The sequence below is a fragment of the Actinoplanes cyaneus genome (assembly GCF_016862095.1).
Classification (GTDB): domain Bacteria; phylum Actinomycetota; class Actinomycetes; order Mycobacteriales; family Micromonosporaceae; genus Actinoplanes; species Actinoplanes cyaneus.
Map to the genome: position 1 here is coordinate 100657 of NZ_BOMH01000037.1, position 20348 is coordinate 121004.

At 72.1% G+C, this 20348-nt stretch carries 15 protein-coding genes; 10 read left to right on the top strand and 5 right to left on the bottom strand.

The annotated features are described in order from the left end of the window. The first annotated feature begins 24 nt into the window (after positions 1–24). Positions 25–282: a hypothetical protein gene (locus Acy02nite_RS24540; protein WP_203744430.1), complete on the top strand. Its 258-nt coding sequence runs from the start codon at positions 25–27 to the stop codon at positions 280–282. An 82-nt stretch (positions 283–364) separates the two neighbouring features. On the opposite strand, the gene Acy02nite_RS24545 is transcribed toward Acy02nite_RS24540, so the two are convergent. The 3 genes from Acy02nite_RS24545 to Acy02nite_RS24555 are packed head-to-tail and all read right to left on the bottom strand — an operon-like array spanning position 365 to position 3377. Continuing rightward, positions 365–1657, bottom strand: coding sequence for an ABC transporter permease (locus tag Acy02nite_RS24545; RefSeq protein WP_203744432.1), 1293 nt, complete (start codon positions 1655–1657; stop codon positions 365–367). Next, entirely contained in the window at positions 1654–2397 is a 744-nt protein-coding gene (locus Acy02nite_RS24550; RefSeq protein WP_203744434.1) for an ABC transporter ATP-binding protein, read from the bottom strand. Before Acy02nite_RS24550 ends, Acy02nite_RS24545 begins: the two co-directional genes overlap by 4 nt. Then, a complete protein-coding gene (locus tag Acy02nite_RS24555) occupies positions 2394–3377 on the bottom strand; it encodes an efflux RND transporter periplasmic adaptor subunit (protein ID WP_239175157.1) in 984 nt (327 codons plus the stop codon). The genes Acy02nite_RS24550 and Acy02nite_RS24555 overlap by 4 nt, the downstream gene beginning before the upstream one ends. A 225-nt stretch (positions 3378–3602) precedes the next feature. On the opposite strand from Acy02nite_RS24555, the gene Acy02nite_RS24560 reads away from it, so the two are divergent. From Acy02nite_RS24560 to Acy02nite_RS24580, 5 genes are all read left to right on the top strand, one after another. After that, positions 3603–8393: a diguanylate cyclase gene (locus Acy02nite_RS24560; RefSeq protein ID WP_203744436.1), complete on the top strand. Its 4791-nt coding sequence runs from the start codon at positions 3603–3605 to the stop codon at positions 8391–8393. Between the two features lie 10 nt (positions 8394–8403). Beyond that, positions 8404–9246: an ATP-grasp domain-containing protein gene (locus tag Acy02nite_RS24565; RefSeq protein ID WP_203744438.1), complete on the top strand. Its 843-nt coding sequence runs from the start codon at positions 8404–8406 to the stop codon at positions 9244–9246. A 214-nt stretch (positions 9247–9460) separates the two neighbouring features. Then, positions 9461–10723 (top strand): sialidase family protein, encoded by a 1263-nt coding sequence (locus tag Acy02nite_RS24570; protein ID WP_203744440.1) that lies wholly within the window; start codon positions 9461–9463, stop codon positions 10721–10723. A 100-nt stretch (positions 10724–10823) separates the two neighbouring features. Further along, positions 10824–12347, top strand: a complete 1524-nt coding sequence (locus tag Acy02nite_RS24575; RefSeq protein ID WP_203744442.1) for an FAD-dependent oxidoreductase — start codon at positions 10824–10826, stop codon at positions 12345–12347. Positions 12348–12429: 82 nt separating this feature from the next. Continuing rightward, on the top strand, positions 12430–13989 hold the full coding sequence (locus Acy02nite_RS24580) for a GDSL-type esterase/lipase family protein (protein ID WP_203744444.1): 1560 nt from the start codon (positions 12430–12432) through the stop codon (positions 13987–13989). Between the two features lie 41 nt (positions 13990–14030). On the opposite strand, the gene Acy02nite_RS24585 is transcribed toward Acy02nite_RS24580, so the two are convergent. After that, positions 14031–14693 carry a response regulator gene (locus tag Acy02nite_RS24585; RefSeq protein ID WP_239175158.1) on the bottom strand — a complete coding sequence of 221 codons (663 nt, stop codon included), beginning with the start codon at positions 14691–14693 and terminating at the stop codon, positions 14031–14033. Beyond that, the gene (locus Acy02nite_RS24590; protein WP_203744446.1) at positions 14690–16279 is read right to left on the bottom strand and encodes a sensor histidine kinase; all 1590 of its coding nucleotides are present in this window, start codon (positions 16277–16279) and stop codon (positions 14690–14692) included. Before Acy02nite_RS24590 ends, Acy02nite_RS24585 begins: the two co-directional genes overlap by 4 nt. Positions 16280–16463: 184 nt before the next feature. On the opposite strand from Acy02nite_RS24590, the gene Acy02nite_RS24595 reads away from it, so the two are divergent. The 4 genes from Acy02nite_RS24595 (at position 16464) to Acy02nite_RS24610 (ending at position 20346) form a co-directional block, all read left to right on the top strand. Beyond that, entirely contained in the window at positions 16464–17261 is a 798-nt protein-coding gene (locus Acy02nite_RS24595) for an ABC transporter ATP-binding protein (protein WP_203744448.1), read from the top strand. Beyond that, complete coding sequence (locus Acy02nite_RS24600) at positions 17251–18102, top strand: ABC transporter permease (RefSeq protein WP_239175159.1); 852 nt, start codon at positions 17251–17253, stop codon at positions 18100–18102. Before Acy02nite_RS24595 ends, Acy02nite_RS24600 begins: the two co-directional genes overlap by 11 nt. Further along, positions 18095–19120: an ABC transporter substrate-binding protein gene (locus tag Acy02nite_RS24605; RefSeq protein WP_203744450.1), complete on the top strand. Its 1026-nt coding sequence runs from the start codon at positions 18095–18097 to the stop codon at positions 19118–19120. The genes Acy02nite_RS24600 and Acy02nite_RS24605 overlap by 8 nt, the downstream gene beginning before the upstream one ends. 266 nt (positions 19121–19386) lie before the next feature. Further along, positions 19387–20346: an NADP-dependent oxidoreductase gene (locus Acy02nite_RS24610; RefSeq protein WP_203744452.1), complete on the top strand. Its 960-nt coding sequence runs from the start codon at positions 19387–19389 to the stop codon at positions 20344–20346. Positions 20347–20348 lie beyond the last annotated feature (2 nt).

The following is a 20348-nucleotide window of genomic DNA, read 5'->3' on the forward strand; positions in this document are numbered from 1 at the left end:
TCACCCACAGACGACGGTGGTGACTTGGCGACAGCGCTGAGGGTTCGTGGGCTTGCCCTTCCGGAGGGCGCCACGGTCGCGGCCGGCGTCCCACCGCACCGGGCGGTTGGCACCGCGTCCTGGACGGCCCGGTCCGGCCTGGGGCTGCCCGGCCTGGCCGACGGCGCCCCGGCGGACGCGGTCGTGTTCGACGCGGACCCGCGGGCCGACCTGAGCCAGCTCGGCAAGCCGCGCGCCGTCATCGTCCGCGGGCGACGGGTTCCCCCGCGGACGATCCGGTGATCCAGCGCGTCCGGGAGTCGGGCTGATCAGGCGCGTCCCGCGGACGATCCGGTGACCTGGCGCGGCTCGGGAGCCGGACTGATCAGGCGCGCATCACCGTGGCGATCGGGATCCCGGCCGCCCGGATCGCCGGGACGAAGCCGCCCAGCACCCCCGCGACCAGCCCCGCGATCACCCCGGAGACCCCTGCCGACCAGGGGAACTCCACCCCTTGCAGGAACGGCTGCGACGGCCCCAGGAAGATCGTCGCCGCCTTGAGCGCGGCAACGCTCACCCCGATCGCCGCCGCCGCCGTGAACAGGCCGGTCAGCAGGGTCTCGGCCAGGACGATGCCGGCCAGCACCGCCCGGGGAGTGCCCACCGCCCGCCGCAGCGCGAACTCCTCCACGCGCTCGCCGACCGTGGCCAGGCCGACGTTGAGGACCCCGGCCGCGCCGATGACCAGGACCAGGCCGGCCATCGCCAGGAAGATGAGGCGGAGCAGGTTCAGCTCGTCCTCCATCTCCTTGCGGGAGTTGATCGTCTCCACCGACACGTCGGTCGCCCCGAGGCCCTTGAGCTTGGCGATCACCACCTGCTCGACCGGCGTCGACCCGGCCATCAGCAGCTGCGTGTCGGAGAAACCGCCGTTGGGGTCGGTCAGCTTGCTCAGCGGGATCCAGTTGGTGAGCTCGTCGAGACGTACGTAAGCCTGGGGCTGGGAATTTCCGTCCTTGACCACGCCGATGATCTGGGGCGTCAGGCCGGCCGTGACACCGTTGACGCGCATCTCGGCGGGCACGTGGTAGCGCTCGAAGCCTTTCGCCGCCTCCTCGTTGAGCACGAGCCGGGGCGCGAGCAGGGGCGTCGTGCCGAAGTCGAGCCATTGACCCGACCGCGGACGGTACGGCCGGAAGTCGCGCACGTCGCCGGTCAGCGCGGTGATCCGCAGCTCGATCGCCTGCCCCTGCGGCTTGCCGGCGTTCGGGTCGTAGCACTTGCCGGAGTTGTCGCAGATCTGCGAGGAGCCGCCCCAGTTCTCGTCGAAGGGCGAGCCGCCCTCGTTGACCGGGCGCACCCCGGGCTCGCCGATGGTCGCATTGGTGCTGAACATGGCGACCGCGTCGCTGCGGCCCGCGACCACGTCGGCGACGGCCTGGCCGGCCCCGGCGACCGGCGGCAGGTAGAGCGCCTTGGTGCCGTCCTTGCCGGCCTGCAGTTCCAGGTCGGCGAGCTGCAGGCGTTCGGCGATGCCGGCGCCGGCCTGGACGACGACCACGGCGAGCACGCCGAGGAAGAGACTCACCATGGAGAGCAGGGTGCGCAGTTTGCGGGCGCGGATGCCCTGTCCGCCAATGATCATTGCCGAGCGCAGCCGCCCGGAGAGACGCATCATGCGGCGGGACCTCCGACGTGCGGGAGCTGGGCCGTGGGCCCGCTCAGGGACAGGGCCGGCGCACGCTCGGAGAGCACCCCGGCCTGCAGGTCGTGGATCCGGCCCATCCGCGCGGCGTGATCCCGGTCGTGGGTGACCAGGATCAGCGCGCACCCGCGGGTGGTGGCCTCCTGCAGCGCGTCGATGACGATCGAGCCGGTCTCGGTGTCGAGGGCGCCAGTCGGCTCGTCGGCGAGCAGGATCCGCGGGTCGCGCACCAGCGCGCGGGCGATCGCCACGCGCTGCTGCTCGCCGCCGGACATCTTCGTCGGCCGGTTCTTGGCGAGGTGCTCGATGCCGACCTGTTCGAGGGCGCGCATGACCCGGGCCCGGCGTTCGCGGCGCGGCTGCCAGCCCTGGCCGTTGATCAGCGCCATCGCCACGTTCTGCGCCGCGGTCAGGTGCTTGAGCAGGAAGAACCGCTGGAACACGAACCCGAAGTGCGAGCTGCGCAGCTTCGCCGCGTGCCGCTCGGGGAGCCGGCTGATGTCCCGGTCGTCCAGCAGGTAGGTCCCGGAGTCCGGCCGGTCGAAGAGCCCGAGCACGCTGAGCAGGGTGCTCTTGCCGGAGCCGGAGCGCCCGACGATCGCCACGCTCTCCCCCGCCCGGACGGTCAGGTCGACCCCGTCGAGGATGGTGCGTGGCTCCTTCTGCCCCTTGAGGACCTTGGTGATCCCGGTGAGGCGGATCAGTTCGGTCACTGCGTCGCTTCCGGGGCCGGCAGGTTCGGGCCGGGGACGGCGACCGTCTCGTCGCCCTGCAGGCCCTTCTTGATCTCGATGACCTTGCCGTCGGAGATGCCGAGGGTCACGTCGATCGTCTTGCGGGTCTGTCCCTCGCCGACGACCAGGTCGACCTTGCCCTTGCCCTGCGCGCCGGCGACCGCCTCGACCGGCAGGACGAGGACCTTGCTGGCCTTGTCCGTGATCAGTTCGATGGTCACGTCGGCGCCGTTGATCAGCTTGATGCTGGTGGGCGGCACGCAGACCAGGCGCATGCCGGTCGGCTCGGAGCCGCTCGTCCCGGTGTCGCCGCCGTTGACCGCGGGGTCGGGAGCGGTCTGCACGTTCAGCCCGCCGGACGCGTTGGGCGCGGGCGCCGTCGTCGTGGTGACCGGCGCGGGAACCGTCCCGGCGGGCAGCGCGGCGATCGTCCCGAGGGCGGTGCACCGGAACGGCCCGGGACCGTTCTTGATCTGCGCCTGCACCTGCTGCACGGCCCCGGAGATCCGGTACGCCTGGGCGCTGTCGATGTCCGCCACGATGCCGTACCCCGACCGGGTGGCGGAGACGATCGGCATCCCCTTGGTGACCGTCGCGCGGTCGTCCATGAGCCGTCCCGCGAAGACCGAGCCGGCCGGGATCTCCACGCGCCGCGGGATCCCGTCGTGCCAGACGCTGGCCACCCAGACCGGGGTGTCGTCCGGCTCCTTGGGCAGGGTGCGGCTCACCCAGCGCAGCTCACCGTCGGCCGGCGCGGCGACCCCGAAGACCGGGTTGATCGTGACTTTGCCGGTCAGGCTGATCTTGTTGCTCAGGTCCTGCCGGGTCGGCTTCACGGTGGTCAGCACCGTGCCGCGGTCGGCCAGTCCCGGTGTCGCGGCGGCCTCGTCGTTCGACGAGCAGCCACCGGCGGCGAGCACCACCACCAGCCCCAGAACGGCATTCCTGCGTACGACCACCCGAATCCCCCGTCGTCAATGCGTCCAGCAGCGCGGCGAAGGGTACCGGACGCGCGCAACCGCCCGGACGATGCCCGACGGCAGCTGTCCCGGGCGACGGGGGCCGCCCGGTCCGGGCCTGGGATCCGCTGTCCCGGGCGGGCGCGGGCGCGGCGGACGCGGTAGCGATCTGAGGTTTTCGGATTCGGTGTAACGAATCGCACGAAGCTGCCGATCGGTGAGTACGTGACGTCAGACCGGCTTGAAGAGCTGCTCTACGACAGCGAGCGCACCCGGGTGACCCGGATCCGCGCCGCGGACGGCAGCGGGACAGTCAGCAAACAGCCGCTCGGGCCGGGCGCGCCGGAGCGGCTGCGCACCGAGGTCGCCGCGCTGCGCCGCCTCACCGGGGTGCCGGGCACGCCGCAGCTGGCCGGCGACGGGGACGGGGTGCTGCGGTTGCGGGACACCTCCGGCCGTACTGTCGCGGATTCTCCCGGGCCCTGGCCGGTGGACCGGCTGGTGGACCTGGCGCACCGGCTGGCCCTCGTGCTCGCCGACGTCCACCGGCACGGGGTGATCCATCGCGACGTCAGCCCGGCGAACATCCTGGTCGGCGAGACCGGCGAGCCGACGCTGATCGACTTCGAGCTGGCCGCGCTGACCGTGCAGGACCACCACTGCACGGTGCCCGAGGACGGTCTCGCCGGCACCCTGCCCTACCTGGCGCCGGAGCAGACCGGGCGCACCGGGCGGCCGGTCGACCACCGCGCCGACCTGTACGCGCTCGGCGCGACCCTCTACGAGCTGGCCACCGGGGCGCCGCCGTTCGGCCGGGACGGGGATCGGGACCCGCTGAGCCTGATCCACGACCACCTGGCCCGGGTGCCGGTGCCGCCCGCCGAGGTGAACCCGCAGTTCCCGGCGATGCTGTCGCGGATCGTCATGCGGCTGCTGGAGAAGGAGCCGGACCGCCGCTACCAGAGCGGCGAAGGACTCGCCCACGACCTGACGCTGCTGCGGCTGGGCGGCCTGGACGTGCTGGGCAGCCGCGACTTCCCGCTGCGCCTGGCTCCGCCGGCCACCCTGATCGGGCGGGACGCGCCCCTCGCGGCACTGCACGCGCTGCTCGCCGGGACGGTCGCCGGGCACAGCGCGCTCGCCCTGATCACCGGGCCCGCGGGGGTCGGCAAGACGTCGCTGGCGGACCGGTTGCGCCCCGCCGTCGAGGCCGCCGGTGGATGGTTCGTCGCCGGGAAGTTCGACCAGTTCCGGCGCGACGTGGGCGGTGACGCCGTACGGCAGGCCTTCGATCTTCTCGGTTCTCAGCTGCTGTCCGAGCCCGAGGAGGTGGTGGCGCAGCTGCGGACCCGGCTGCGGGACGCACTCGGGCCGAACACCGCCCTGTTCGCGACCCTGTCGCCGCCGTTTCGCGCGCTGCTCGGCGTGCCGGGCGAGGAGCCGCTGACCGACGATCCGCGCGCCCTGTTCGCCCGGATCCGGCTGGCCACCTCCGCGGTGCTGCGGACCGTCGCGAGCGGCGCGAGCCCGGTGGTGCTGTTCATCGACGACCTGCAGTGGGCGGCCGGAGCGGCGTTCCAGTTCCTCGACGACGTGCTCGACCAGCCCGACGTGCCCGGCCTGCTGGTGCTCGGCGCCTGCCGGGAGGAGCAGATCGACCGGGCCCACCCGCTGGCCGCGCTGCTCGACCGGCTGCGTCACGAGCGCGGCGACGCCGGCGAGATCCGCCTGGCGAACCTCGGGCCGGACGACCTGCCGCGGCTGGTCGCCGAGATGCTGCGGCTGCCGGTCACCGAAGCCGCGCCGCTGGCCGCGGTGCTCGCCGGGCGGACCGGCGGCAACCCGTTCGACACGGTCGAGCTGATCAACGCGCTGCGCCGGGAGGGCACCCTGGTTCCCGAGGGCACCGGTTGGCGGTGGGACGACGCCGCGGTCCGGCGGTTCGTCGGCCACGGCGACGTGCCGGCGCTGCTCGGCGCGCGGATCGCCGCGCTGCCGGCCGAGGCCGGCGAGATGCTCGACATGATGGCCGGGCTCGGCGGAGAGGTCGACCTGGATCAGCTGGGGGTGGCGGCCGCGCGGGACGCCGACGAGGTCACCGCGGCGCTGCGGCCGGCCGCCGACGACGAGCTGGTCACGGTCGGCGCGCGGACCGCGCGGTTCCGGCACGACCGGATCCACCAGGCCGCGTTCGGGCGCCTGGCCGCGGACGAGCGGGCGCGGCTGAGCCTCACGCTGGCGCGGCGGCTCGCGGCGGATCCGGCGCACGCCCTCGCGGCGGCACCGCAGTATCTGGCGGCGGGCGCGGCCATGGCCGTACCGGGAATCTCTGTGGAAGGGGAGGAGCGGACCGCGACGGCCCTGATGCGGCGAGCCGCGAATGCCGCGCGGCTCGTCGCCAATCATGCGGGGGCCGAGCTTTATCTCGCGGCGTCGCTCCGCCTGCTCTCCCCCGACGATCCGGCGTACGACGACACGCGCGCGGAATGGCATTCGGCGCTCTGCGCCCTGGGCCGATTCGAGGCGGCCGATCGCGAGTTCGGCCAGCTCAGCAAGGGTGATCACGATCCGATCTGGTTCGCCGGGCCGGTCGCCGAGCAGATCGGCGCGCTCACCAATCGGCGCCTGCTCGCCGAGGCGCTCGCGCTCGGGATCGACCTTCTCGGCGCGCTCGGCATCGACGTTCCCGACCCGGAGCGGATGGGGCCGGAGATCGGCACCGGATTGGCGGCCTTCTACGCGTGGCTGGCCCATCACGACGACGGCGGGAACCATCCGGAACTGAGCGACGAACGGCTTCTCGCGGTCGCGCATCTGCTGAATCGGATGACCCCGGCGGCGTTCTTCGCCGATCAGCGGCTGATGGCGTGGCTGGTGGCGCAGGCCGCGCGGATCTGGGCCGGGCACGGGGTCAGCGCGGCGCTGGTCGGCACGATCGGCAACATCGGCATCATCACGATCTCCAGCGGCGGCGAGTACCGGGCCGCCTACGACGCGCTGCGCGTGATCATCGCGGCCGGCGAGAAGCACGGCTACGAGCCGGAGGTCTCGCAGGTCAGGTTCCTGCACGCGCTCGCCGGGGTGCCGTGGTTCGAGCCGCTGGACAACGGCGTGCGGCTGGCCCACCAGGCGCGCGACGGGCTGCTGCGCGGCGGGGACCTGCGCAGCGCCTTCTACACCTACTACGCGTCGGTGCCGCAGATGCTGGGCAGCGCGCCGGATCTGGAGGCGTTCGCCCGGGAGGCCGAGGCGGGCCAGGCGTTCGGGCAGCGGATCGGCGCCGAGTACGAGACCTCGATGTTCGTCGTCGGTCAGCGCCTGGTGCGGGTCCTGCGCGGCACGGAGGTGTCCCTCGGCGAGCATCCCGAGCTCGCCGGCAACGACGCGGCCAGCGCGTTCTTCGTGGTGTCGAAGGCGCTGGCCGCCGCGATCACCGGCGACGACGACGCGCTGGCCCGGCACAGCGCGACCGCGGTCGGGCTGCTGCCGACGATCCCCGGCGTCTACCTGCAGGCGCCGGCGCACCTGCTAGCAGTGCTCGGCGCGGCGGTCCGGGCGCAACGGTCCGGCGACGCCGGCCGGGAGGCCGCGCTGAACGATCTGGACCGGAGCCGGGACTTCCTGGCCGGCCGCGCGCTCGACCAGCCGGGCAACTACCGGCACCTGCACCGGTTCGCCGAGGCGACCCGCGCGGCGGTGCTCGGCGACTTCCAGGCCGCCGCGGTCGCCTACGACGCCGCGCTGCAGGACGCCTCGGCCACCGCACAGTCCTGGCACGCGCCGCTGATCGCCGAACGGGCCGCGCGGTTCTACCTGGCCAACGGCCTGGAACACGTCGGCGACCGGCTGCTGGCCGAGGCGCTGCAGGGGTACGCCCGGTGGGGCGCGACCGGCAAGGTCCACGACCTGAAACGCGCCTACCCGTCGCTGGGCTCCCGCCTGGCCGGCCCCGCCACGCCCCGGGCCGCGACGCTCGACAGCCTGTCCACCGAGGTCATCGACCTGATGGCGGTGCTCGAGGCGGCCCGGGTGCTCAGCTCCGAGACCGACCTGGACAGCCTGCGGGCACGGGTGCAGCACGTGCTCAAGGCGATGACCGGGGCGACCGCCGTGCGGGTGGTGCTCTGGGACCCCGCCGTCGACGGGTGGGTGTTCGACGACGAGGGCGGGCTGCCGCTGACCGCGATCCGGCACGCCGAACGCACCCGGGAGCCGCTGCTCGTCGACGACGTGACCCTCGACGGGCGGGTGTCACGCGACCCGTACCTGGCCGGCCTCGACAACTGCTCGCTGCTGGTCGTGCCGGTGATCGGCCAGGGCCGGCCGCGGGCGATGCTGGTCCTGGAGAACCGGCTCACCCGGCGCGCGTTCTCGGCCGGGCGCCTCGACGCGGTGCAGCTCATCGCCGGGCAGCTCACCGTCTCCCTGGAGAACGCGCAGGTGTACGCGTCGCTGGAGCGCAAGGTCGCCGAACGCACCGAGGCCCTCGCGGAGGCCAACCGGCGGCTCGAACTGCTGACCGTCACCGACCCGCTGACCGGGCTGCCGAACCGGCGCAAGCTGACCACGTTCCTCGACGCCGAGTGGCTGCGCTCGAAACGCTCGCAGGAGCCGATCGGGGTGGCCATGGTCGACATCGACCAGTTCAAGAAGTACAACGACCACTTCGGCCATCAGGGCGGCGACAACTGCCTGCGGCTGGTCGCCGACGCGCTGCGCGACAGCGTCCGGGTCACCGACCTGGTCGCGCGGTACGGCGGTGAGGAGTTCTGCATCGTCATGCCCGGCGCCAACGAGGAGAACGCGATGGTGGTCGCCGAACGGGCGTGCCGGGCGGTGTCGCGGCTGCGGGAGCCGCACCCGGTCGCCGACGACGCCATCGTCACCGTGAGCGTGGGCGTGACCTCGGCGAACCCGGCCGGAGCGTCCTCCCCCGAGGAGTTGATCAAGCTCGCGGACGAGGCGCTCTACGCGGCCAAACGCGCCGGGCGCAACCGGGTGGTGAGCGGGCCCTAGCATTCTCGGCATGCTGCTGCTGGTGCCCGGGGATGTGCTGCGACCGCGACGGCCGGACGAGCACTTCGCCGGGGAGGTGGCCGCGGCGCGGGAGGCGGGGATCGAGGTCGCGGTCGTCGACCACGACGCGCTGACCCGCGGCGGGCCGGCCGACGCGGCTGTGGCCCGGGTGCCCGCCGGCGCGGACGCCGTCTACCGCGGCTGGATGCTGCGCAGCCCGCAGTACGCGTCGCTGGCCGCCGCGCTGTCCCGGCGCGGCGTCACGCTGCGGACCGGCGCCGGCGACTACCAGCGCGCCCACGAGCTGCCGGGGTGGTATGCGGCGGCGGCCGGGCACACGCCGCCGGCGGTGTGGACCGTCGGGGACTCCCGAACGGACTTCGCGGCGGCGTGCGCGTCGCTCGGCGATGGGGCCGCGGTGCTGCGCGACTACACGAAGTCGATGAAGCATCACTGGCACGAGGCCGCGTACCTCCCGTCGGTCGCCGATCCGGACGCGGCGTGGAAGGTCGCGAGCCGCTTCCGCGAGCTGCGCGACGACGAGTTCACCGGCGGTTTCGTGCTGCGCCGCTTCGAGCCGCTCACCGGCGCCGAGGTCCGCACCTGGTGGATCGGTGGCGAGTGCCGGCTGGTCACCGCCCACCCCGACACTCCCGGCGAGTTGCCACCGGCCGGCCTCGACCCGGAGTTCCTGACCCCGGTGATCAGGTCGCTGGGCCTGCCGTTCGTCACCGCCGACCTGGCCCGCCACGAGGACGGCCGCTGGCGCCTCATCGAGATCGGCGACGGCCAGGTCAGCGACCGTCCCACCAGCACCGACGCCGCCGCCCTGATCACCGCTCTGCACGGCTGAGGCAGCGGGCCACACGGGCACACGCTGCGCACCGGTGGGTGCACGGATGGCACTTGAACCGGCCATTCGGCATCCATACAGTTGCCCGAGTCGATCAAGTCGACCAGTGTCCTGATCGGATGCTGTAACGGGAAGAAGGATGGCATTGTCAGTGCTGACGGCAGGTTCTCTTCGTCGATTCCTGAAGCGGGGACGGCGCAGTACTGCGACAGCGGTGGCCGCATCGCTGCTGGCGGTTGCGGTCACCGCCACCGTTCCACCGGCACCGGCAGGTGCCGCGGCCGCGAGCCACTCCGAGAAACTGCTCTTCGACGGCGGTGGTAGCGAGGTTCTGAACGGCATCACCTACCATTCGTTCCGCATTCCCTCGCTGGTGCAGACCACCAAGCACACGCTCCTCGCCTTCGCCGAGGGGCGCGCGTCGGACAACTCTGACTGGGGCAACATCAACCTGGTCTACAAGCGCTCGACCGACGACGGTGCCAGTTGGTCGGCGCTGAGCGAGGTCGTCGGGGCGGGCTCCGGCACCTGGGGCAACCCGACCGCGGTGGTGGACCAGAGCAACAACAGGATCTGGCTGTTCATGTCGTGGAACCCCGCCGGTTACAGCCAGCACGGCTCGGCCGGGACGACCAAGATCACCGAGTGGGACCAGCGCCGCGTCTATGTGACCTCCAGTGACGATGACGGGGTGAGCTGGGCCACGCCGGTCAACATCAGCGAGGCGGTCAAGCCCAGGACCCGCGGGGTCGGCACTGTCTGGGCCTGGGACGCGGTCGGCCCCGGCGTGGGCGTCCAGATCACCACCGGCGAGCACGCGGGCCGGTTGGTGATTCCCGCCGTCAGCCGCAACATCTACAGCGATGACCACGGCGCGACGTGGAAGACCCAGCTCATCACCGAGAAGGGCACCGGGAACACGATGCAGGGCACCAGCGAGGGCACGGTGCTGGAGCTCACCGACGGCCAGCTCTACCGCAACGATCGGGCCGCCGCCTACTGGGACGACGACGTGGCCTCGACCCAGCGCCGCTGGGTCACCCGCGGCACGATCGAGAACGGCTTCGACACGTACGCGCCGGACAACCGCCTGCTGGACCCCCGGTCCGAGGGTTCCACGATGCGCTACAACCTCAACTCGCCCGCCCGCATCGTCTTCCTCAACTCCGCGAGCACCGGCACCCGGACCAAGATGGAGGTGAAGATCAGCAACGACGAGGCCAGGACCTGGCCCTGCTACCGCACCCTCAACGACGCGCCGCTGCCGTCACACACCGCGCCGGGCTGGTCGGGCCTGGGCAGCCTCGCGGTCAAGGAGGGTGGCTACTCCAGCATCGCCAAGACCGCCGACTTCACCATCGGCGCCCTGGTCGAAGTGAACGAGAACACGGACGACAGCTCGACGTCCCACCGCTCGATCGTCTTCCGCAAGGTCAACCTGCCCTGGGTCTTCGCCGGCCCGGGCACCTGTTCGTAACGGCTCCCCCAGAGCTTCATCGGCGGCCCGGCCCTGAACCATGCCCGTCCCGGTGGGCACGGCAGGGTTGGGTGCCGGCCGTCCGGGAACCTTCGGGGACATGACACCTTCCCACGGTCACGGCTCCCGGAGCCGTCACGCCCACCGCGTCACGCACGTCGACCGGTCACTGCCGCGGACGATCGGGCACCCGGCGCGCACGGTGGTGGTCGGGGGCGGGATCGCGGGCATGACCGCGGCGCTGCTGCTGGCGGAGCGCGGCGTCGCGGTGACGGTGCTGGAGCGCGACGACCGGCTCGGCGGCCGGCTGTCGGCGTGGCCGAAACGGCTGGCGGACGGCTCCACCGAGATGGTCGGGCACGGCTTCCACGCCTTCTTCCGGCAGTACTACAACTGGCGGAACATCCTGCGCCGGATCGACCCGTCGCTGTCCTTCCTGCGCCCGGCCGGGCAGTACCCGGTGGTGTCGCGGGCCTGGCCGGACGAGGACTTCGGTGGTCTGCCGGGCCGGCCCCCGTGGAGCCTGCTCGCGCTGATCGCCCGCTCCCCCAGTCTGCGGCTGCGCGAGATGCGCGACGTCGACGGGCCGGCCGCGACGGCCCTGCTGCGGTACTCGCGGACGCGGACCTACCAGGAGTTCGACACGATGTCGGCGGCGGAGTACCTCGACCGGCTCGCCATGCCCGACCGGGCCCGCGCGCTGCTGTTCGACGTGTTCGCGCACTCGTTCTTCAACCCGGCGGGGCAGATGTCGGCCGCTGAGATGATCATGCAGTTCCACTTCTACTTCCTGCGCAACGCCGAGGGGCTGGACTTCGACGCGCCCGACGACGACTACCAGACGTCGATCTGGACCCCGCTGTGCGAACGGTTGCAGGCGCTCGGCGCGGACATCCGCACCGGCGCGACCGTCGACCGGATCGAACCGGGCTGGACCGTCACCCTCGCCGGCGGCGCCACGGTCCGGGCCGATCACGTCGTCCTGGCCACCGATCCGGGCAGCGCCCGCCGGCTCGTCGCCGCCTCCCCCGCCGTGGCCGGCCTGGCACCCTTGCTGGCCAGGCAGATCGCGACGGTACGGACCACCGCGCCGTACGCCGTCAGCCGGATCTGGACCGACCGGGACGTCGCCGCGGACCGTGCGATGTTCAGCAGCGTCGCCCGTGAGCCGCTCCTGGACTCGGTGAGCCTGTTCCACCGCGTCGAGCGGGGCTCGGCCCGCTGGGCGCGCCGCACCGGAGGCGCGGTCGTGGAGTTGCACGCCTACGCCGCGGACGCCGGCCTCGACGCTCCGACCGCGGACCGTGAGATGTGGTCGCAGCTCGGCGGGATCTGGCCGGAGGCGAGGGGTCTGCGGGCCGTCGACAGTGACACCCGGATCGGCTACGACGCGCCCGCGTTCGAGGTGGGCAGTGACGTCACCCGGCCGGGCGTGACCACCGGGGCCGACGGACTGTTCCTGGCCGGCGACTGGGTCCGGATGCCGTTCCCGTGCGCGCTGATGGAACGCTCGGCCGCGTCGGCCGCCACCGCCGTCAACGCGATCCTGCGCCGCCACGGCGTACGCGAGGTGCCGGTCTACTCGGTCCCGCCCCGCGGGATGCTGGCCGGGCGCCGCGCCTGAGGCCGACGCCATTCACGGGTGGAAATCTGCGGATCTCCGACGGTAGATTGCCGGGTCATTCCCCTGATCGCATCGGAGTCGTATGAAGACCCTCCGTCCTGCCGCGGCGCTGCTCGCCGCGGCGCTGTCGGCCACTGCCCTGGTTCTGCCTGCCACGTCCGCCCAGGCGGCGGGTCCCCGAGTGAAGGTGATGCCGCTGGGTGACTCCATCACCCGGGGCTCCGGCAGCAGCCCGTGGGGACTCGGGTACCGGCCCCGGCTGCTGAGCCTCGTCGCGCAGCAGAGTCAGTACACGATCGACTACGTCGGCTCGATGACCAGCGACGCCGCGATGGCCGACATGGACCACGAGGGCCACAGCGGCTGGACCGTCGTGCAGCTGCGCGAGAAGATCGACGCCTGGATGGACGCCGAGAACCCGGATGTCGTGCTGCTGCACGCCGGGATCAACGACCTGACCACGAACACCGCGGAGACCGTGGTGAGCCGGCTGGACGATCTGGTGAACCGGATCATCCTCGACCGCCCGGACGTCACCATCGTGCTGAGCGGCCTGCTCCCGGGAACCACCGGCCTCGGCGACAAGGTCCCCGCGGTCAACGCCGGGGTGCGGGAGATCGCCGCGAACGAGGCAGCCCAGGGCAACAAGGTCCGTTACGCCGACATGCCGGTCACCTCCGCCCAGATGACCGACGACCTGCATCCCGACAATGCCGGGTACGTCGTCATGGCCGACTCGTACTTCGCCGGGCTCCAGCAGGCGGTCGCCGACGGCTGGGTGCTGAACACCCACGACAGTTTCAGTGGCGACGCCCGCGCCGACCTCGTCGTGCACCACGGCTCAGACGTGACGGTCCGCAAGGGCGTGAGCAGCGGCGGGTTCGACACCGGCGCACGGGTGACCACCGGTTACGGCCGGTATCACGGCCTGGACGTCACCGACGGGCTCGGCGAGCTGCACTTCGCCGACTACAACGACGACCACAAGACCGACCTGATCGTGCACGACGGCTCGGACGTCAACGTCCGGCTGAACCTGGGCACCGGTTTCGGTCCGAGCTTCACCGTCGCCACCGGTTACGGCCGGTACCACGGGTCGCACGTCCCCGACGGGCTGGGCGAACTCCACTTCGCCGACTACGACGGCGACGGCAGGACCGATCTGTTCATCCACGACGGCACCGACGTGAACGTCCGGATCAACAACGGCACCGGCTTCGGCGCCACCCGCAACCTGACCTCCGGCTACGGCCGGTATCACGGGCTGCAGGTCGCCGACGGGCTCGGGCAGTTGTACTTCGCCGACCACAACGGCGACAACCGGGACGACCTCGTCATCCACGACGGCACCAACGTCAACGTCCGGATCAACAACGGCACCGGCTTCGACACCACCCGCAACCTCACCTCCGGGTACGGCCGATACCACGGGCTGCAGATCAGCAACGGGCTCGGCCGGCTCTACTTCGCCGACTACAACGGTGACGGCAAGGACGACCTGGTGATCCACGACGGCACCAACGTCAACGTCCGGATCAACAACGGCACCGGCTTCGACACCACCCGCACAGTCACGACCGGTTACGGCCGATACCACGGGTTGCAGCTCGCCGACGGGCTCGGGCGGCTCTACTTCGCCTGATCCCGCCGGAGCCGGGCTGCGCGCCGGAGGGAGCCGTGACCTCAGCCGGTGGTGAGCCAGCGATAGCGGTGCTCCGGGCGGCCGGTGGTGCCGTATCGCAGGCGCATCTCGGCGGCGCCGTCCCTGGCCAGGGCGGCCAGATAGCGCTGGGCCGTCGCGCGGGAGATGCCGAGCTCGTCGGCGATCTCGGCGGCGGTGCGCGGCACGCTCGCGTGGCGCAGGGCCTCCCGGACCAGGTGGACGGTGACCGCCGACTGGCCCTTCGGCGCCGCCGGCCGGTCGCCCTCGTGCAGGAGCCGCCAGGCACGGTCGATCTCCTCCTGGGCCAGGCCGCGCCGGCCGGTCACGATCGTCCGATAGCGGCGGTACGCCGTCAGCCGGTCCGCGAGCTGCTCCGCGGTGAACGGTTTGACCAGGTAGTTGAGCGCGCCACGGGCGAGCGCGAGCCGTACCGAGGCGGCGTCCGACGCGGCGGTCAGCATGATCGCGTCGACGCTCAGCCCGGCGAGCAGGTCCAGGCCGGACTCGTCCGGCAGGTAGCTGTCCAGCAGCACGAGGTCCACCGGGCGGGCGGCCAGGAACGCCCGGGCCTCGGCGGCGGTGCGGGCAGTCCCGGCGACCGTGAAGCCGTCGACCCGGGCGGTGAAGCCGACGTGGACCTGCGCGACCCGGAAGTCGTCCTCGACGACGAGCACCCGGATCACGCGGCGACCGCCACCAGCGCGTGGGGCAGCCGCGCCTCGAAGACCGCGCCGTGCCCGTCGCCGGCCACCGCGCTCAGGCTCACGTCGCCGCCGAGTTGGCGGGCCGCCTGCCGGGCCAGGGCCAGCCCGAGGCCGCGGCCCTCCTCGCCGCAGGTGGTGACGCCGGCCGTGAAGATCTGCTCGCCGAGGCCCGGGGCCACGCCGTCGCCGGAGTCGACGACCGAGATGTGCAGCGCGTCGTCGTCGGAGAGCAGCGCCAGGTCGATCCACGCGGGACGGCGGGCGCCGCGGCGGGCCGCGTCGAGAGCGTTGTCGACCAGGATGCCGAGCACCGTGGTGACCTCGACCGGCGCGGTCACCCGGGTGCCGACCCAGCTGGTGTCGGACAACGTCAGGCGTACGTCCCTCTCGGCCGCCTCGGCGGTCTTGGCGGCGACGAAGGCCTGCAGGTACGGGTCGTCGACCGCCCCGACCGGCCCGGCCGCCGCGAGCGCGCTGCCGGAGACCGCGTGCAGGTACTCCAGGGCTTCGTCGCGGTGGCCGTTCTGCAGCAGGCCGGAGAGCACGTGCAGCCGGTTCGCGAACTCGTGCCGCGACGCGCGCAGCGCACTGCTGAGCGTGCGCACCGAGTCCAGCTCACGGGTCACGTTCTCCAGGTCGGTGCGGTCCCGCAGGGTCAGCACGCCGCCCAGGTCACGCCCGTCCCGCCGGACCACGCGGTAGGTGACGACCAGGACCCGATCACCGGCGACGGTGATCTCGTTGTCGGCGTCGCGCCGTTCGAGGACCGCGACCAGGCCGGGCGGCAGGCCGGCGTCGGCGACCGCGGTGCCGGGCAGCAGGTCGGCGCCGAGCAGCCGGGCCGCCTCCCGGTTGCAGACCGTGACCCGGCCGGCCGCGTCGACGGCGAGCACACCCTCGCTGATGCCCCGCAGCACCGCTTCGCGCTCCCGCATCAGCTCGGCGAGCTCGGCCGGCTCCAGGCCCAGGGTCAGCCGCTTGAGCCGGCGGCTGAGCAGGGCGGATCCGGCCACGCCGAGCAGCAGCGCGCACCCGGCGACGAACCCGGCGACGCCCAGCTGCCGCCAGACGTACCCGCGGACCTCGGCAGCCTCGAAGCCGACACTGACCTCGCCGACGATGCTGCCGTCGGCGGCCCGCAGCGGGGTCTTGCCGCGGGCCGAGAGCCCGAGCGTGCCGCGCTCCACACTGATCGTGTCCTGCCCGGCGAGCACCACCGAGGGGTCGGTGCTGACCGGCTCGTGCAGGCGCTCCGGGCGGGGGTGCGCGAGCCGGATCCCGTTGCGGTCGGTGATCACCACGAACAGCGCGCCGCTGGCCTTGCGCGCGGTCTCGGCCCGGGTCTGCAGCAGGCCGCCCGGGTCGCCGGCGGCCGCGGCCGCCGGGATCGCCGGGTCGGCGGCGAGGGTGTGCGCGACGGCGAGCGCGCGGCTGCCGTACTGCTCGGTCAGCTCGGTGTCGAACAGCCAGGCGATCAGTGTGCAGCCCAGCCCGAACACGACCACGAGCAGGCCGACCTGCAGGCCGAGGACCTGCCAGGCGACGGGGACGGGTCGGTGTGACATGTCGGCACTGTAACGCCGCCGACATCGATCCGGGCGCGTGAGCAAAACGCGCAATACGCGGTCAACGCGGGTTAGCGCCGCAACGGCCACAAGGATTCCGGCGGGCGGCGTGTCTTCCTAGCGTCTCGGCCATGACACACCGCTGTAACAGTCAAACCGCTATGACGGTGAGGGGGCGCAGACCTTGACGGTAATCGCACTGCGGAACGCGACCAAGCGTTTCCCCGGCACAGGTGGCCAACCGCACACGGCCGTCCGGGACCTCACCTTCGAGGTCGCGGCCGGCGAGTTCGTGGCCGTGGTCGGCCCGACCGGATGTGGCAAATCGACGACGCTGTCGCTGGTCTCCGGCTTGGAGCCGGCCTCCAGCGGCGAGGTCGAGGTCGACGGGGCGCCGGTGCGCGGCATCCCGGACGGCGTCGGCTACATGTTCCAGGCCGACGCGGTCATGCCGTGGCGGTCGGTGATCGACAACGTCGCGGCCGGGCCGCGCTACCGCGGGCTGAGCAAGGCCGAGGCCCGTACCAGAGCAATGGTCTGGGTCGAGCGGGTCGGGCTGGGACCGTTCGCCGGCTACTACCCGCATCAGCTCTCCGGCGGCATGCGCAAACGGGTCGCGCTCGCCCAGACGCTGGTCAACGAGCCGCGGATCCTGCTGATGGACGAGCCGTTCAGCGCACTCGACGTGCAGACCCGCCAGCTCATGCAGGACGAGTTGCTGAGGCTGTGGCAGGGCACCGGCGCGGCGGTCATCTTCGTGACCCACGACCTGGAGGAGGCGATCGCGCTCGCCGACCGGGTGGTGGTGATGACGTCCAGCCCGGCGACCGTCAAGGCGATCTTCGACGTGCCGCTGCAACGCCCGCGCCAGGTGGAGGAGATCCGGATGACGCCCGAGTTCGTCGCGACCTACCGCGAGATCTGGGAGAGCCTGCGCGACGAGGTGGCGCGCGCCCGCCAGGAGGTGAGCCGTGTCGGCTGAGCTGACGGCCGCGCCCGCGGTGAGCATTCCGACCACGAAGAAGACGATCCATCGGCGTACGCGATTGTGGTCGGTCCGTCTGGTCTTCGTCGTGGTCTGGCTGGGCAGCTGGGAACTGGCCGCGACACACTGGATCGATCCCTTCTTCTACTCCAAGCCGTCGGCGATCGGGGAGCGCCTGGCCGGCTGGTTCACCACCGGCACGGCGTTCGGCTCGGTGTGGACACAGCTGCTCGTCACCCTCGAGGAGGCGGTGCTCGGCTTCGTGATCGGCGCGGTCGCCGGGGTCGTGCTGGGCATCCTGCTCGGACGGGCCCGGTTCGTGGCCGAGGTGGCGGCGCCGTTCATCAAGGCCGCCAACGCGGTGCCCCGGATCGTGCTCGCGTCGCTGTTCATCATCTGGTTCGGCCTCGGGCTGACCTCCAAGGTGGCCACCGCTGTCGTGCTGGTGTTCTTCGCGGTGTTCTTCAACGCCTTCCAGGGCGCCCGCGAGGTCGACCGCAACCTGGTCGACAACGCCCGCATCCTGGGCGCGTCCCGCCGCCAGGTGCTCACCTCGATCGTCGTGCCGAGCGCCACCAGCTGGATCTTCGCCTCGCTGCACGCCGCGTTCGGTTTCGCGCTGATCGGCGCGGTGGTGGGCGAGTACGCCGGCGCCGACAAGGGCCTGGGCCTGCTCATCGCCAACGCCCAGGGCACGTTCGACGCCGCCGGCATCTACGCCGGAATGATCATCATCACCGTCGTCGCGCTGCTCGCCGAGTGGCTGCTCACGCTGCTGGAGAACCGGCTTCTCCGCTGGCGTCCCCCGGTCCGGACCTCTGGAGAACAACGTGCGTAGATTCCTCGCTCTCACCACCGTGGCCGCCCTCGCCCTCGCCGGATGCCGCGGCACCAGCCCCGACGACGCCGCAGGCGCCGGCGCCGGCGACACCATCAAGATCATGGTCGGTGGCATCGACAAGGTCATCTACCTGCCGGCGAAGCTGACCGAACAGCTCGGCGGCTTCAAGGCCGAGGGTCTGGACGTCCAGCTGCTGACCGAGCCGTCCGGCGCGACCGCCGAGAACGTGCTGATCTCCGGGGACGTGCAGGGTGTGGTCGGCTTCTACGACCACACCATCGACCTGCAGACCAAGGGCAAGTGCATCACCAGCGTCGTACAGTTCGCCGACGTGCCCGGCGAGGTGGAGATCGTCCCGGCCACCTCGACGATCACGTCGCCGGCCGACTTCAAGGGCCGCAAGCTCGGCGTCACCAGCTCCGGCTCCTCCACCGACTTCCTCACCCAGTACCTGGCCACCAAGGGCGGGCTGACCAGCGCGGACTACACCACGGTCAAGGCCGGCGCCGGGCAGACGTTCATCGCCGCGATCGACAACGGCGGCATCGACGCCGGCATGACCACCGACCCGACCGCGGCCAAGCTGGTCAGCAGCGGCAAGGGCAGGATCCTGCTCGACATGCGCACCGAGGCCGGCGCCCGGCAGGCGCTCGGCGGGCTCTACCCGGCCAGCTCGCTCTACATGGACTGCGCCTGGGTCGACAGTCACCAGGCGCAGGTGCAGAAGCTGGCGAACGCGCTGGTCAAGACGCTGCGCTGGATCAAGGGGCACAGTGCCGAGGAGATCGCCGCGAAGATGCCGGCCGAGTTCGCGGCGGGCGACCCGGCCCTGTACGCCACGGCGGTGCACGACAGCATCGGCATGTTCAACGGCGACGGCCTGATGAAGGAGGACGGCGCCAGGAACGTGCTGGAGGTGCTCAGCCAGTTCTCCCCCAACGTCAAGGGCAAGAAGGACCAGGTCGACCTCAGCAAGACCTACACCACCGCGTTCACGTCGAAGGTGGCCGGCTGACAGAAGCGGGGAGCGGGACACCGGCGCCGGCCGGCCCGCTCCCCTCCGGCCGGTCCGCAGTTCTTATCCATGGTCTGTCGTGCCGTGGATGACGAGACCATTCTTGCGCCTGCCGCCCTGCGCGACGCTGGGGTTGTCGCGCCAGGTGCGCCGAGTTGAGACGGCTGTCACCTGTCGCATCACATGTGCTTCGAATCCGAAGCATGCTAGCGTCACGGAGTGCTTCGAGTTCGAAGCACATTGGGTCCAGGAAGAAGAGGCTCGTCATGAAGGCAGTGCGTTTCCACGAGTACGGCACCCCCGACGTCCTGCGCTACGAGGACGTGGAGCAGCCGGTTCCCGGCGCCGGCGAGGTCCGGATCCGGGTCGCGGCGACCTCGTTCAACCCGGTCGAGGGCAACATCCGCGCCGGGGTCATGCAGGGCCCCATCCCGATCCGGCTGCCGCACACCCCCGGCATCGACCTCGCCGGCACGATCGACGCCCTCGGCCCGGACGTGACCGGCTTCGCCGTCGGCGACCGTGTGCTCGGCGCGCTGCCGCTGACCAGCACCGGCGCGGCCGCCGAGTATGTCGTCGCCCCGGCCGCGATCCTGGCGGCAGCCCCGGCGAACGTTCCGCTGGTGGACGCCGCAGGTCTGCCGGTGGTCGGGCTGACCGCGTGGCAGGCGCTGTTCGAGCACGCGAAGCTCACCGCCGGCCAGCGGGTGCTGATCAACGGCGCGGGCGGTGTCGTCGGCGGCTACGCGGTACAGCTGGCCAAACACGCCGGGGCGTACGTGATCGCCACGACCGGCCCGCGCAGTGCCGAGCAGGCCACGGCGGCCGGCGCCGACGAGGTCCACGGCCCCGGCATCCCCGAGCTGGCGGAGCCGGTCGACGTCGTGTTGAACTTCGCCCCGATCGCCCCGGAGCAGATGGCCGCCCTGTCCGCCGTGATCCGCGACGGCGGCGTGCTGGTCAACACCACCGTGTGGATGCCGGCCGCCTCCGACGAGGCCCGCGGCGTACGCGGCATCAACCTGTTCTTCCGTCCCGACGCCGGACAGCTCGCCGAGCTGGTCACCCTGCTCGACGCCGGCACCCTGCACCTGGGTGCGACCCGGCGGGTGCCGCTGGCCGACCTGGCGCAGGTGCACACCGAGGTCGCCACCGCCCCGATCAACGGCAAGGTCGTCCTCGTCGTCGCTCGCGACTACTCGACCCTCGCCATCACGGAGCACTGAAA

Excerpts from the sequence above, each read along its gene's own strand:
- Acy02nite_RS24545 (WP_203744432.1), bottom strand. The coding sequence starts at position 1,657 with ATGATGCGTCTCTCCGGGCGGCTGCGCTCGGCAATGATCATTGGCGGA.
- Acy02nite_RS24565 (WP_203744438.1), top strand. The coding sequence starts at position 8,404 with ATGCTGCTGCTGGTGCCCGGGGATGTGCTGCGACCGCGACGGCCGGAC.
- Acy02nite_RS24575 (WP_203744442.1), top strand. The coding sequence starts at position 10,824 with ATGACACCTTCCCACGGTCACGGCTCCCGGAGCCGTCACGCCCACCGC.
- Acy02nite_RS24580 (WP_203744444.1), top strand. The coding sequence starts at position 12,430 with ATGAAGACCCTCCGTCCTGCCGCGGCGCTGCTCGCCGCGGCGCTGTCG.
- Acy02nite_RS24590 (WP_203744446.1), bottom strand. The coding sequence starts at position 16,279 with ATGTCACACCGACCCGTCCCCGTCGCCTGGCAGGTCCTCGGCCTGCAG.
- Acy02nite_RS24610 (WP_203744452.1), top strand. The coding sequence starts at position 19,387 with ATGAAGGCAGTGCGTTTCCACGAGTACGGCACCCCCGACGTCCTGCGC.